This is a genomic window from Burkholderia sp. AU17457, from assembly GCF_002223255.1.
In the GTDB taxonomy this organism is placed as follows: Bacteria; Pseudomonadota; Gammaproteobacteria; order Burkholderiales; family Burkholderiaceae; genus Burkholderia; species Burkholderia sola.
The window spans coordinates 366,588-380,747 of sequence record NZ_NKFB01000005.1 but is presented as its reverse complement, the minus strand read 5'-3'; the positions used below and the strand labels follow the sequence as shown (position 1 = coordinate 380,747).

Sequence of the window (14,160 nt, the reverse complement as noted above, 5' to 3'; positions counted from 1 at the left end):
GCCTTTCCGACACCGATTGGTACAGCCACGACACCAATCTGATCCTGTCCCGCTCCTCGCTTCGCACCGCCCCGCCGCCTAACATGTGCACATGCACAAGACCACGCTCACCGATGACGATTGCTTTGCGGTCCGGCAAGCCGCCCGGCGAATCTCGCAGTTCTACGAGCGTTACCTGTCGCGAGCGGGCGTGACGCCGTCGCAATACAGCATCCTCGCGCTGCTGCGTGAGCGGCCCGGCCTGACGATGGCGACGCTGTCGAACGTGCTGGTGATCGAACGCACCGCGCTGCTGCGCGCGCTCAAGCCGCTCGTCGGCGCGGCGCTGGTGACGGGGCGGATCGAGCCGCCGTGCCGCGGTCAGACGTTCGCACTGACCGCGCACGGCGAAACGAAGGTGGCCGACGCGCACGTGCACTGGCTCGCCGCACAGGAAGCGTTCGAGCGGTGCTTCGGGTCGACGCAGGCGGCCCGCCTCAGAGACGAATTGTTCCGGATCACGCACAACCTGCCGGAACGCTAACCCTTTTCCCGATCGACACGACGTCGTCGATCGTTTTGATTAGTGCATATACATAGGTGATTCGATGGATACGACCCAAGCCGCTGCCTCGTCACGCGAAGCAGCCACAACCGAGCGGCCCGCGAAGCAACAACGCCGCGTGCCGTGGATGCGCATCGCGGTGGGCGCCGTCGTCGTCGTGGTCGCGGCCGCCGCGCTCGACTGGCTGTTCGTGCTGCGCTTTCAGGAAAGCACCGACGACGCGTATGTCGGCGGCGACGTGACGGTGCTCGCGCCGAAAGTCAACGGCTTCGTCGACAAGATTCTCGTGACCGACAACCAGCGCGTGAAGGCCGGCGACGTGCTCGTGCAGCTCGATGCGCGCGACTACGACGCGAAGCTCGCGCAGGCCAGCGCCGAAGTCGACAGCGCGCGCTCCGCCGTGACCGAACTCGAAGCAAAGCAGCAACTGCAATACGCGGTGATCGGCCAGCACGCGGCGGACAAGAACGCGTCGTCAGCCGAACTGACGCGCGCCGCATCGGATCGCGTGCGCTATCGCGAGCTCGTGAAATCGGATGCCGTATCGAACCAGATCGTCGAGCGCGCGGACGCCGATTATTCGAAGGCCGGCGCGGCCGTCGAACGCAGCGACGCCGCGCTGCTCGCGTCGAAGCGGCAGCTCGACGTGCTCGGCGCGCAGCTCGCCGATGCGCGGGCCCGCGTGAACACCGCACTCGCCGCGCAGCGCGTCGCGGCGCTCAACGTCGAATACACGACGATCCGCTCGCCGGTCGACGGTTACGTCGGCAACCGCACCGGCCGCGTCGGGATGCTCGCGAACGTCGGCGTGCCGCTGCTGACCGTCGTGCCGGCCTCCGGGCTGTGGATCGATGCGAACTTCAAGGAAGACCAGCTTCGCAAGATGCGCGCGGGCGACCGCGTCGACGTCGCGCTCGATGCGTCGAGCACGCGCCTGCATGGCCGCGTCGACAGCCTCGCCCCCGCGACCGGCGCGACCTTCAGCGTGCTGCCGCCCGAGAACGCGACCGGCAACTTCACGAAAATCGTCCAGCGCGTGCCCGTGCGCGTGCATCTCGATCCGCAGCCGGGCATCGAGCACGTGCTGCGCCCGGGGCTGTCCGCGGTCGTGACCGTGCATACCGACCACCAGCACTGAGCGGGAGCCGACAATGACCACCGCGTTTTCCGGCGACCCCGCGTCGCAACCGACCAAACAACGCGTGTTCGCGTTCGCGCTGATGTGCGTCGGCTTCTTCATGGCGACGCTCGACATCCAGATCGTCGCGTCGTCGCTGCGCGACATCGGCGGCGGGCTGTCCGCGAGCCAGGACGAACTGTCGTGGGTGCAGACCGCGTACCTGATCGCCGAGATCATCGTGATCCCGATGTCGGGCTGGCTGTCGAAGGTGATGTCGACGCGCTGGCTGTTCGTCGCGTCGGCCGTCGGCTTCACGATCACCAGCATGCTGTGCGGGCTCGCGTGGGACATCAATTCGATGATCCTGTTTCGCGGGATGCAGGGCGCGCTCGGCGCCGCGATGATCCCGACCGTGTTCACCACCGCGTTCGTGCTGTTCCCCGGCAAGCAGCGGCTGATCGCATCGACGACCATCGGCGCGCTCGCGTCGCTCGCGCCGGCGATCGGCCCCGTGATCGGCGGCTGGATCACCGACCAATGGTCGTGGCACTGGCTGTTCTACCTGAACCTCGTGCCCGGCATCGCGGTGGCCGCGCTCGTGCCGCGCTACGTGCATATCGACGCGCCCGACCTCAGCCTCGTCAAGCGCGGCGACTATCTCGGCATCGTGCTGATGTCGGGCTTCCTCGGCTGCCTCGAATACGTGCTCGAGGAAGGCCCGCGCAAGAACTGGTTCGGCGACGACGCGATCGTGCTCTGCGCGTGGATCTCCGGCATCTGCGGCTTCCTGTTCATCGTGCATGCGCTGACCGCGAAAGATCCGATCGTCGACCTGCGCGCGCTCGCCGTGCGCAACTTCGGGATCGGCAGCCTGCTGTCGTTCGTGACCGGCATCGGGATCTTCGTGACCGTGTTCCTGACACCGCTGTTTCTCGCGCAGGTGCGCGCGTTCAGCTCGCTGCAGATCGGTATCGCGCTGCTGTCGGTCGGCGCGTTCCAGTTGATCGCGCTGTGCGCGTATGCGTTCGCCGCGCGCTACGTCAGCATGCGTGCGCTGCTCGTGTTCGGGCTGATCTGCTTCGGCCTCGGGTGCTACCTGTACACGCCGATCACGCACGACTGGGGCTGGCAGGAACTGCTGCTGCCGCAGGCGCTGCGCGGCATCGGCCAGCAGTTCAGCGTGCCGCCGATCGTGACGATGGCGCTCGGCTCGCTGCCGCAGTCGCGGCTGAAATCGGCGAGTGGCCTGTTCAATCTGATGCGCAACCTCGGCGGCGCGATCGGTATCGCGGTGAGCGCGACGATGCTCAACGACCGGCTGAATTTTCATTACCTGCGGCTGAACGAGCACGTGAGCGCCGGCGAACCGCAGGTTGCGTCGCTGCTCGACCGCCAGGCCGCGTACTGGGGATCGGTGGCCGGCAATACGCTGAATACCGCGCAGGCCGGGCTCGCGAACCTGCATCGGCTGATCTATCGCGAAGCGCTGACGCTGACCTATGCGGATGCGTACTACGCGCTGTCGCTGTGTTTCGTCGTCGCGCTGCTTGCCGTCGTGTTTTCCAAACCCATCACGTTGAACGCGCCGCCGCCGGACGCGCACTGAGGCCCAGGGATCATCATCATGAAGAAGCTACTCGTCGCGCTGGCTGTCAGCGCATTCGCCGCCGGGTGTGCGGTGCAGCCCGCGCAGCATCCGGCGCTGAACGAATCGGTTCAGGCGCTTGCGCCCACCGCATGGGATACCGACGTGCCGCGCGCGGACATCGACGCCGCCGCCTGGTGGGCGCAATTCCACGACCCCGTGCTCGACCGGCTGATCGCGACCGTGCTCGACGGCAACCTCGATCTGCAGGCCGCCGCCGAACGCGTGAAGCAGGCGCAGGCGCTGACCGTGCAGAAGCGCGCGGTGTTGCTGCCCGAACTCGACGCGACCGCGCATGCGGCCGACGCGCGGCAGAACACGCCGCCGCCGCTCGGTTATGTGCGGCAGGCCGGCGCGGGGCTCGCGCTGAGCTGGTCGCCCGATGTGTTCGGCGGCGAACGGCTCGATTTGCTGGCCGCTCAAGCGGAGTGGGTCGGGCAGAAGCACGCGGAAGATGCGATGCGGCTCGCGCTCGCGGCCGATACGGCAGCCGCGTATGTCGATCTGCGCTGGGCCCAGCAGGAATTGAAGATCCTGCAGGACAACGCGAAGATCCGGCAGCATGCGCTCGAACTCACGCGCAAGCGGCAGGCGTTCGGGCTGTCGACGGAGCTCGACGTAACGCGCGCGCAGAATCAACTCGATGCGCTCGAAGCGCGGATTCCGCCGACGCAGGCGCAGATTTCGCATCAACTGAATCTGATCGCCGTGTATTCCGGGCGGACGCCGGAATCGGTCGATCGGCTCGTGCTGGCGCAGGCCGGCGAGATTCCCGCGCCGCCGGTCGGCGCGCCGGGGACGTTGCCTTCGCAAGCGTTGTTGCGGCGGCCCGATGTGCTGACTGCCTACGCTCGAGTCGAGCGGCGTGCGGCGCAAGTGGGCGTGGCGAAGGCCGAGCGGTATCCGAAGTTTTCGTTGAACCTCACGGACGGAATTCTCGCGGCTTCGTATCTCGGGTTGCCGACGTTGACCGATAACCTGTTCAGCGCGGCGCTGAGTGCGACGAGCCCGATCTTCAATGCGGGGCGGATTACCGCCGATATCTCGCAGAGCGAAAGCCGGATGCGCGAGTCGGAACTCGGGTTGCGGCAGACGATGCTGCAAGCGCTGCGGGAAGTCGAGGATGCGCGCGCGAATCTCGTCAGCTCCGATGAGGCGACGCGGCGGCTCGATAGTGCATTGGCGGCTTCCGATAAAGCGCTCGGGTTGGCGAATCAGCTTTATAAGGGCGGCGCGACCGACTTCCTGGACGTGCTGTCGGCGCAGGAGGTGTATCTGCGCGATTCGGATTCGCTCAACCAGGTCAAGCGCGAGCATGCGCTGGCGGCGGTGGCGTTGTATCGGTCGCTTGGGGGTGGGTGGAGCCGGAACGATGCGGCCGGCGGGCCGCCGACGGAAACCGAAGCCGTGGCGAAAAACTAGGCGCCGCACGCGGCGCCGAAGTCAGCCGCCGGACTCGCGCACCACCGCGGCTCCTCCCACACACATCCGGCCCCCAGCCCGGCCAGCGTCGGCCCGGCCCGCCGCGCCACCCGCTCCAATCGCGCAAGCCGCCGCGACGGACGATTGGGACACCTTCTAGGCGGCCACCCGTGTCGCGAGTAAACTGACAGGAGGCGCAAACCGCGCGGGTCGGCGCCGGCCCGGAAGGGCCGCGCGCATCTTCGTGAACGTTGAAGAAGCCGGAGACGGCGTCGGTCATCGGCGCAACGAACTCCCCGGATGCGACGGATACCCGCCTGGCATCCGCGAGACCTCAACTCAAAGGGAACGTTCAGATTGAATACGAGCGCACCGTCGCCCCACCCCGCCGACGATCAACCGGAGTCGGGCAGCAAAGCCGGCACACCGGAATACGTCTACCTCGGGCGGCAACCGATTCTGGACCGCAGCGGAGCGTTGATCGCATTCGAACTATTGTTCCGCTCCGGGACAGCCAATCGCGCCCACATCACGGATGACGCCGCCGCCACCGCGCAGGTGATCGGGCGACTCATCGGCGATATCGGCCTCAACGCCGCACTTGGCGATCGCACCGGCTATGTGAACATCGACCGGACGGTGCTGATGTCCGACATCGTCTGGTTGTTGCCGCATGAACGCTTCGTTCTCGAAATCCTCGAAACGGTGACGTTCGACGACGCGCTCTGCAAGCGCTGCAGCGAACTGCGGCGCGCGGGCTACCGGCTCGCGCTGGACGATGTTTCCGAGGTTTCCCCCCGCCTGTTCGAATTTCTCCCTTACGTCGATATCGTCAAGATCGATTTTCTCGAGTGTCCGCGCGAGCACCTGACCGAACTGATCGGCGCCGTCAGGCAGCACGGGAAGATGTCGGTCGCCGAGAAAATCGAAACGCCGGAGGACCATGGCGCCGCCATGCAAGCGGGCTTCGAACTGTTTCAAGGCTACTACTTCGCGAAACCGCAGGTGCTGACATCGCGACGCGTCACGCCATCGCGCGACGCGCTGCTGCGCCTGCTCGTGCTTCTGGGCGGCGAACCGGAGATCGTGGCGCTCGAAGCCGAGCTCAAGCGCATTCCGAACCTCGTCATTCCCCTTCTGATGCTGCTCAATTCGAGCGCGGTGGGGCTCAGCCAGCCCGTTTCATCACTGCGCGAGGCGATCATGCTGGTCGGCACGCGACAGATTACGCGCTGGACCCAGTTGCTGCTGTTTGCCGATGAGCGTCTGGATGCGTTGCGCTCGGATCCGCTGGCACAGCTATGCGGCGCGCGGGCACGATTCATGGAGCTTGCCGCGGCCCGGCTGCGGCCCGATGACGACCGGTTCGCCGCTACCGCGTTCATTGCGGGCGTGTTCTCACTGGTTCATGTGCTGTTCGGCAGCACGATCGAGGACGTCGTCACGACGACGCCGATTCACGCCGATATCCGGCGGGCACTGCTCGAACGGCATGGCGAACTGGGTTGGCTCTTGAACGCCAGCGAGGCAGCGGAATCGGGCGACTTCGACGCCATCCGCGCAGTGTGCAATGCATCGCCGATCTTCACCCCGAACGACCTGACCCTGCTCTGGCTCGCTGCCGCCACCTGGTACGACGATCAGGTGCGAGGACTACCCGCACACCGCCCTCAGTAAGCCTCGCAATAGGCGGCGCGACGACCGCGCCGTCAATCTCGCCTTGCCCGCGGCCGCTCGATTTGCCGCCGCGTGGCCCGAACGTTGTAATCGCACTCAACTCCTGGCCGGATCTGCCGTTAACTCAGGGCGGCGGCCCGTGCGAGAGCGATGCGCCGGCGTGCGGTTTCGCCGGACACCGGGGCATCGATCGCGATCTCGGGGCAAAAGTGCCGCGCTCGTCGCCACGACACCTCGAACGAGGGGTCGATTCCGCGGGCGAGTTCGATGAGTGCGCAACCAGTCGAGGCGAGCAAGATCACGCCTTGCCGGCCGGCGTGGGTGCGCCCGACGGTTGCCGGACCGAAGCGCGCCGGCGACGATTTTTCGTCTTGGTTAGAGAATGTATCCGAACAGCTACGATGTTCCGATTGCGCGCCTCGTCGCGCGCCAGATTCTGTCCTGCGCGCCCGCCACGCCGGTGCGGGAGGCCGCGCGACGCATGTTCGCCGAACGTTGCAGCTCGATCGTCGTGATGAAGGAAGAACAGGTCGTCGGGATCTGGACCGAGCATGATGCACTGTCGGCCGGCGACAATCCGGGCGAGCTCGATCGGCCGGTCAGCGAGGTGATGAGCCATCCGGTGCTGACGCTCGAGGCCGACACGCCACTGGGCGAAGCCGCGATGAAGTTCAAGCCGTCGGGCGTGCGGCACTTCGTGGTGGTGCGGGATGGCGCCGCGATCGGCGTGCTGACGCAAACGGACGTCGTCGTGAACCAGGGCCCGGAATTTTTCCTGCACCTGAAGCCGATCGAGTCGATCCGCATCCATCCGCCCGTCGTGGTGCCCGAGCAGGCCGGACTGCACGACGTCATCGCGCAGATGCGCGCGCAACGGCTCGATGCGATCCTCGTCGGCTACGACGACGGCGAGCACGGCATCCTGACCGAACGCGACATCGTCCGGCTGCTGGCGGGCGGCGGCGCCCAAGGCACGGTCGGCGACCATGCGAGCAAGCCGCTGCAGATGCTGACCGCCAAGCAAAGCCTGTATGCGGCGCAGCGCTTCATGACCGAACACAACATGCGGCATGTCGGCATCCGGGACGACGATGGCCGACTGACCGGGCTGCTCTGCTTCGCGGACGTGCTGCAGAGCATCGAGCACGAATACGCGAACGAGCTGCGCAGCGCGTTGCGCGAGCGCGACGAAGCGCTGGGGCTCGCACGCTTCAACCTGCGCATGGCGGATCGGGTGTTCGAATCGGCACTCGAAGGCATCATGGTGACCGACCGGCGCGCGCGGATCGAGCGCGTCAACCAGGCGTTCACGCGCCTGACCGGGTACAGCGAGGATGAAGTGATCGGGCGCAACCCGGGCTTGCTGAGTTCCGGGCGCCAGACGCCCGATTTCTACAAGCAGCTGTGGCATTCGCTCACGACCGATGGCCACTGGCAAGGCGAAATCTGGAATCGCCGCAAGACCGGCGAGCTGTTTCTCGAATACCTGACGATCACCAGCATTCGCGACAGCGCAGGCGAGATCTCTCACTACGCGGCGATCTTTTCCGACATCACGCAGCGACGCCAGGCGGAGGAGCGGCTGGGCTATCTCGCCACGCACGACGTGCTCACCAACCTCGCGAACCGGATGCTGTTCGAGGAGCGGCTTGCGCACGCGATCAGCCATGCGAAGCGGTTCGGTCGCAAGGTCGCGGTGATGTACCTCGATCTCGACCGCTTCAAGCTGATCAACGATACGCTCGGCCACAACGCCGGCGACGAGGTGCTGAAGACGGTCGCCGAGCGCATCGTCGCCAATGTGCGCGCGAACGACACGGTGGCGCGCATGGGCGGCGACGAATTCGCGCTCGTACTCGAGGAGATCGACGACGTCCGCGACGTGGGACGCGTCGCGCGCAAGCTGCTGGACGAAGTGGGACGGGCGATCGATATCGGCGATCGCGAGATCTTCGTGACGCCCAGCATCGGCATCAGCATCTATCCGGACGACGGCACCGCGGCGGAGGACTTGATCCTGCTCGCGGACCAGGCCATGTACGGCGCGAAGAGCCGCGGCAGGAACGTGTTTCAGTTCTTCGAGAGCAAGATGACGTCGTCGGCGATCGAGCAACTGGAGACGCTCGGCGAATTGCACCGCGCGCTCGAGCAGAATGAATTCCGCCTGTTCTACCAGCCGCAATACGATCTGGCGAGCGGCCGGATCGTCGGCATGGAAGCGCTGCTGCGCTGGCTGCACCCGCACCGCGGCCTGGTGCCGCCGGGCGACTTCATCGGGCTGGCGGAGCGATCCGCGCTGATCGTCCCGATCGGCAGATGGGTTTTGCACGAAGCGTGCCGACAGGCGCGCCGCTGGCTCGACGAGGGCTTCGAGTTCGGGCGTGTGTCGGTGAACGTATCGGCGCGCCAGTGCTTTACCGACCACTTCCTCAGCGACCTGACGACCATTCTCAGCGAAACCGCGTTGCCGGCCGAATACCTGCAGCTCGAGTTGCTCGAAAGCATGGCAATGAACACCCGCGAGGAAATCGGCATCTTGCTGCGCGAACTGGCGACGCGGGGAATCAGCCTCGCGATCGACGATTTCGGCACGGGCTATTCGTCGCTGGTGTATCTGAAGGATCTGCCCGTCGATACGCTGAAGATCGATCGGTCGTTCCTCACGAACTGCGGTTCGGGCAGCACGGACGACGCGATCGTGCGCGCGATCGTGGCGATGGGGCGTGCGCTGGGGCTCGACGTCGTGATGGAGGGCGTCGAGACGGCGAAGCAGCTGGCCTTCCTGCAGGAGATCGGCTGCCACCAGGGGCAGGGTTTCCTGTTCGCGCGGCCGCAGCCCGCCGATCAGTTGGTCGGCGTCTCGTCGCGCCGCGGCGCTGAACTGTTGATGGAGTGAGGCGATCGCGGGGGGCGCGGCGCGTAGTACGACATGCCGGCTCGACAGGTTAGCAGTAGCGGGAATGGCGTTGTTTGCTGCTTTGCGTGTGCTGCTGCACGGTCACTCGGTGGAGGGCCAACGGTAGCCGATCACTTCATCTAGCGGATACGCAAGTTCCCGGACTTCCTCCAACTGGTTGCCGCCGAACAGATGGACGTGTTCGGCATCGTGACGCAGGTAGAAACCGACGTGCCCTTTCCAGCTCGTCGGGTCGTCACGCGTCAGGATCGCGATGCAGCCGTAGACCGGGCGCTCCAGCGGTTTGCCCCATTCGAGCCACGAGCGTGCAAGCGCGGAGCCGGTGCCGCGAAATCCGGCGTGCGCCATGCACCAGTTCACGAACGACGAGCACCAGGAAATCTTGTCGTCGTAGCCGACCAGGTTCGTCTGGTTGTTGTATTCGACGATGCGCGGGTTGATGCTGCCCGGCGGGTGGCGGCGGATGCCGAGTTCGGCCAGCGCGACGGGCATCCAGGGTGGGTGGACGGCTTTCACGTTGCTCTCAGGGTTTGATAGGGTCACGTCGTTCTCGGGTACGTGTCGGTGCTGTTTCGCTCAATCTTCGCATGAATGAATACGGCGAATCCACAGCGCCCTTCACGGGTTGCGATTTCCGTCGGATCCACCCGTATCATGGAGGCAGCGCCCTCGACTTCCTGCCCGCCATGCGCATCACGCCCCTGCCGCCTCTTCAGTGCCTCATCGCGTTCGAAGCCGCCGTGCGGCACGCGAGTTTCACGAAAGCCGCCGCCGAACTGCACCTGACCCAAAGCGCGGTCAGCCGCCAGATCCAGCAGCTCGAGGAATTCCTCGGCCGCTCGCTGTTCGTGCGCGAACACCGTTCGCTACGACTGACGATCGCCGGCGAACAATACGCGGCACAAGTCCATCATTTGCTCACGCAATGCGCCGAAGCCACGCACGACGTGATGAAACCGTACGGCGATCTCGAACTGACGATCGCGTGCTCGTCCGGCGTCGCGGTACTGTGGCTCACGCCGCGGCTGCCGAACTTCCGCGCCACGTATCCGAACATTAAGCTGCGCCTGATCGTGCGCGACAGCCTTGCATCGATGTCGCCCGCGGAATTCGACGTCGGCGTCTACTACGTGCGCCAGCAGGCACCGGCCGAATACACCGCGCGCCGGCTGTTCGACGAAGAAGTGTTCCCCGTCTGTGCGCCCAGCTATCTGGCCGGCCGCACGCTCGACCCGGCCGATCTCGCGAACGAAACGCTGCTGCGCCTCGAAGACGGCCAGCGCCAATGGATGTCGTGGTCAGAATGGTTCGACCTGAACGACGTCGACCGGCAGAAGGCCCAGCCGCAGGACATCTCGATCAACTCCTATCCGCAGATCGTGCAGATGACGATTCTCGGTCAGGGCGTGTCGCTCGGCTGGCGCTACATGATCGACGCATGCATCGAAGCCGGGCTGCTGGTGCGCGTGACGGAAGCGTCCGCGAGCCACGGCGGCGGCTATTACGTGATCTCGCCGAACGACCGCGCGCAGAACCAGGCCGCCCGCCTGTTCACGCGCTGGCTGTTCGAGCAGGCGGAGCAGCAGACCGGGGCCTGAATGCCCCGGGCGCGACGCATGCGTGCAGCGCATGCAGGCATGCGAATCTTTCGTTTCAGAAAAAAATCCGGCTCTCCTTAGCATGGGATTCATGCGGGGCAGCCGTCCCGTCTTCGGACTTCTGACAAAGGAAGAGACCATGCAAGGAACGCTTTCCCCGCGCGCCGCGCCTGCCGTCGATGCGGCGGTGCAACAGCGCCGCCGCGCCATCGTCGCGACCGTCATCGGCAACGGCCTCGAATGGTTCGACTTCACCGTCTACAGCTTCTTCGCGGTGATCATCGCGAAGCTGTTCTTCCCGACCGGCAACGAACTGACGTCCGTGCTGCTCACCGTCGCGACGTTCGGCGTGGGCTTCTTCATGCGGCCGGTGGGCGGCATCGTGCTCGGCGTCTATGCCGATAAGGTCGGGCGCAAGGCCGCGCTGTCGCTCACGATCCTGCTGATGGCGGCCGGCACCGCGCTGATCGGGATCGCGCCGACCTACGAACAGGCCGGCATCGCCGCGCCGCTCCTGATCGTCGTCGCGCGGCTGCTGCAGGGCTTCTCGGCCGGCGGCGAGATGGGCGGCGCCACCGCGTTCCTTACCGAATACGCGCCGCCGGAGAAGCGCGCGTATTACTCGAGCTGGATCCAGTCGAGCATCGGCTTCGCGGTGCTGCTCGGTGCGGCGACCGGCACGTTCGTCACGACGTCGCTCGACACGCAGGCGCTGCATAGCTGGGGCTGGCGGCTGCCGTTCCTGCTCGGGATCATCGTCGGGCCGGTCGGCTACTTCATTCGCAGCCATATCGACGAGACGCCCGCGTTCAGCGCCGTCGAATCGCAGGCGAAGGAAAGCTCGCCGCTGAAGGAAGTGCTGCACACGTATCCGCGCGAGACGTTCGCGAGTTTCTCGATGGTCATCCTGTGGACCGTCTGCACCTACGTGCTGCTGTTCTACATGCCGACCTATTCCGTGCGCACGCTGCATCTGCCGCAATCGACCGGCTTCACGGCCGGCATGGTCGGCGGGCTGATGATCATGTGCTGCTCGCCGATCGTCGGGCGACTCGCCGACGCGTGGGGACGGCGCGTGTTCCTGTCCGGCGCGGCGCTCGCGATCCTCGTGCTCGCGTGGCCGATGTTCTCGTGGATCAACCATACGCCCGGGTTCGCGTCGCTGATCGTGTTCCAGGCCGTGTTCGGCGTGCTGATCGCGACCTATACGGGGCCGATCCTCGCGGCGTTCGCGGAGCTGTTTCCGACCAAGGTGCTGTCGACCGGGTTATCCGTTGCGTACAACTTCGCGGTGACGATCTTCGGCGGGTTCGCGCCGTTCCTGATCACGTGGCTGATCGCCCGCACCGGCAGCAACATGGCGCCCGCGTTCTACGTGATGCTCGCGGCGGCCGTCAGTTTCGTCGGCACGCGCTTCGTGAAGGACGCGAAGCGTGCGGCCGCAACGACTCGATAAGGATATTTCTCCCATGACCATTACCGTGCTTCAAGGCGGCAACGTGCTCGACCTCGAACGAGGCGTGTTGCTCGAACATCATCATGTCGTGATCGAAGGCGAGCGAATCGTCGAAGTCACCGATCGGCCGGTGGATTTGCCGAATGCGCAGCTGATCGACGTGCGCGGCAAGACCGTGATGCCGGGGTTCATCGATTGCCATGTGCATGTGCTGGCGTCGAATGCGAACCTGGGTGCGAATGCGACGCAGCCGAATATTCTCGCGGCGATTCGGTCGCTGCCGATTCTCGATGCGATGTTGTCGCGGGGGTTTACCAGTGTGCGGGATGCGGGGGGCGCGGATTGGAGTTTGATGCAGGCCGTTGAGACGGGGCTGATTCCGGGGCCGCGGATTTTTCCGTCGGGGAAGGCGCTGTCGCAGACTGGTGGGCATGGGGATTTCCGGCCTCGGGGGGATTTGCTGGAGCCCTGCTCCTGCTGTTTCAGGACGGGAGCGATTGCGCGGGTCGTCGATGGTGTTGAAGGCGTGCGGCTTGCGGTGCGTGAGGAGATTCAGAAAGGCGCGACGCAGATCAAGATCATGGCGTCAGGCGGCGTCGCTTCGCCGACCGATCCGATTGCGAACACGCAGTATTCGGAGGATGAGATTCGGGCGATTGTTGATGAGGCCGAGGCGGCGAATACTTATGTGATGGCGCATGCGTATACGGGGCGGGCGATTGCGCGGGCCGTGCGATGCGGCGTGCGGACGATCGAGCATGGGAATCTCGTGGATGAAGCGGCTGCGACGCTCATGCGTGAGCGGGGGGCGTTTGTGGTGCCTACGCTGGTGACTTATGACGCGTTGGCTAAGCATGGGGCTGAGTTTGGGATGCCTGCCGACTCGGTGGCAAAAGTCGCTTCCGTGCAGCAGAAAGGACGCGAGTCGCTTGAGATCTATGCGAAATCCGGCGTGAAGATGGGGTTCGGATCGGACCTGCTCGGCGAGATGCACGCGTTTCAGTCCGGGGAGTTTCGGATTCGGGCGGAGGTGCTGGGGAATCTGGAAGCGCTCAGGTCGGCGACGACGGTGGCGGCGGAGATTGTGAATATGACCGGGGAGCTTGGGGTCGTTGCGGTTGGGGCGATCGCCGACCTCATCGTGCTCGATGGGAATCCGCTCGAGGATATCGGGGTCGTGGCCGATGAAGGCGCGAAGGTCGAGTATGTGTTGCAGCGGGGAGCGGTTGTGAAGCGGCGGGCCGGCGGGCGGTGATTTAACGCCATTCGGGTATTTCGGCAGGCGCGATGTAGCCTCACGGGCCTTGCGGTCGTGACAGTTGTTGAAGGTCACTAGAGGTGTGAATCGCGGCGTTCGCGGCAATGGCCGGGGCGGTGTCGCCCCGGCAGTCAGTCGTGTTCATGCAACGCCTGCGTTCCACTCGCTAGAGCCGCATCGAGCGGCCCTGGCAGGTGTTAGAGCGGCGACGGTCCCCGGTCAGGATCGTGGTACGGCTGCTCTCGCAGCGCCAGCTGGCTGTAGTCCGGCGTGATCGTGATCGATCGGTCGACATCGCTGACTCTCAGGTACACGCGGTCGCCCGGCTTGAAGCCGAAGATCTTGAAATTGATATCGATCGCCTTCATCCACGGCAGGTACGGCCAGCCTCGCTTGGGTAGGTCCGGGTAGTTGCGAAGGACCAGCTCAAACGTCTTCTGCATGTTGACGGGTTTGTTCTTTCTACGACGTGTCTTACTATTGGCGTCAGCCATTTCCGACTCCTGCTACGAGTTGGTGGTGG

11 protein-coding genes are annotated in these 14,160 nt (G+C 65.3%); 9 read left to right on the top strand and 2 right to left on the bottom strand.

The features are described 5' to 3' along the window. Positions 1 to 91 precede the first annotated feature (91 nt). The 6 genes from CFB49_RS18945 to CFB49_RS18920 all read left to right on the top strand — a co-directional run bounded on the left by CFB49_RS18945 (position 92) and on the right by CFB49_RS18920 (position 9,304). Positions 92 to 523 carry a MarR family winged helix-turn-helix transcriptional regulator gene (locus CFB49_RS18945; RefSeq protein ID WP_011548253.1) on the top strand — a complete coding sequence of 144 codons (432 nt, stop codon included), beginning with the start codon at positions 92 to 94 and terminating at the stop codon, positions 521 to 523. A 64-nt stretch (positions 524 to 587) separates the two neighbouring features. Next, positions 588 to 1,682 (top strand): HlyD family secretion protein, encoded by a 1,095-nt coding sequence (locus tag CFB49_RS18940; RefSeq protein ID WP_089436103.1) that lies wholly within the window; start codon positions 588 to 590, stop codon positions 1,680 to 1,682. A gap of 13 nt (positions 1,683 to 1,695) precedes the next feature. Further along, complete coding sequence (locus CFB49_RS18935) at positions 1,696 to 3,270, top strand: DHA2 family efflux MFS transporter permease subunit (RefSeq protein WP_089492039.1); 1,575 nt, start codon at positions 1,696 to 1,698, stop codon at positions 3,268 to 3,270. A gap of 18 nt (positions 3,271 to 3,288) precedes the next feature. Beyond that, positions 3,289 to 4,731 (top strand): efflux transporter outer membrane subunit, encoded by a 1,443-nt coding sequence (locus CFB49_RS18930; protein ID WP_089492038.1) that lies wholly within the window; start codon positions 3,289 to 3,291, stop codon positions 4,729 to 4,731. 357 nt (positions 4,732 to 5,088) lie between these two features. Next, positions 5,089 to 6,408, top strand: a complete 1,320-nt coding sequence (locus tag CFB49_RS18925) for an EAL and HDOD domain-containing protein (RefSeq protein WP_249190399.1) — start codon at positions 5,089 to 5,091, stop codon at positions 6,406 to 6,408. Between the two features lie 382 nt (positions 6,409 to 6,790). Then, positions 6,791 to 9,304, top strand: coding sequence for an EAL domain-containing protein (locus CFB49_RS18920; protein WP_089492036.1), 2,514 nt, complete (start codon positions 6,791 to 6,793; stop codon positions 9,302 to 9,304). Positions 9,305 to 9,406: 102 nt separating this feature from the next. On the opposite strand, the gene CFB49_RS18915 is transcribed toward CFB49_RS18920, so the two are convergent. Further along, positions 9,407 to 9,817, bottom strand: coding sequence for a TIGR02594 family protein (locus CFB49_RS18915; RefSeq protein ID WP_089492035.1), 411 nt, complete (start codon positions 9,815 to 9,817; stop codon positions 9,407 to 9,409). A gap of 194 nt (positions 9,818 to 10,011) precedes the next feature. Between CFB49_RS18915 and CFB49_RS18910 the strand changes: the two genes are divergently transcribed. The 3 genes from CFB49_RS18910 to CFB49_RS18900 all read left to right on the top strand — a co-directional run bounded on the left by CFB49_RS18910 (position 10,012) and on the right by CFB49_RS18900 (position 13,634). Then, positions 10,012 to 10,923 (top strand): LysR substrate-binding domain-containing protein, encoded by a 912-nt coding sequence (locus CFB49_RS18910; protein ID WP_089492034.1) that lies wholly within the window; start codon positions 10,012 to 10,014, stop codon positions 10,921 to 10,923. 139 nt (positions 10,924 to 11,062) lie between these two features. After that, a complete protein-coding gene (locus tag CFB49_RS18905) occupies positions 11,063 to 12,379 on the top strand; it encodes an MFS transporter (protein WP_089492033.1) in 1,317 nt (438 codons plus the stop codon). Between the two features lie 13 nt (positions 12,380 to 12,392). Then, entirely contained in the window at positions 12,393 to 13,634 is a 1,242-nt protein-coding gene (locus CFB49_RS18900; protein ID WP_089492032.1) for a metal-dependent hydrolase family protein, read from the top strand. Between the two features lie 200 nt (positions 13,635 to 13,834). Here the strand turns inward: CFB49_RS18900 and CFB49_RS18895 are convergent, their stop codons facing one another. Continuing rightward, positions 13,835 to 14,131, bottom strand: a complete 297-nt coding sequence (locus tag CFB49_RS18895) for a hypothetical protein (RefSeq protein WP_089492031.1) — start codon at positions 14,129 to 14,131, stop codon at positions 13,835 to 13,837. Positions 14,132 to 14,160: the final 29 nt, after the last annotated feature.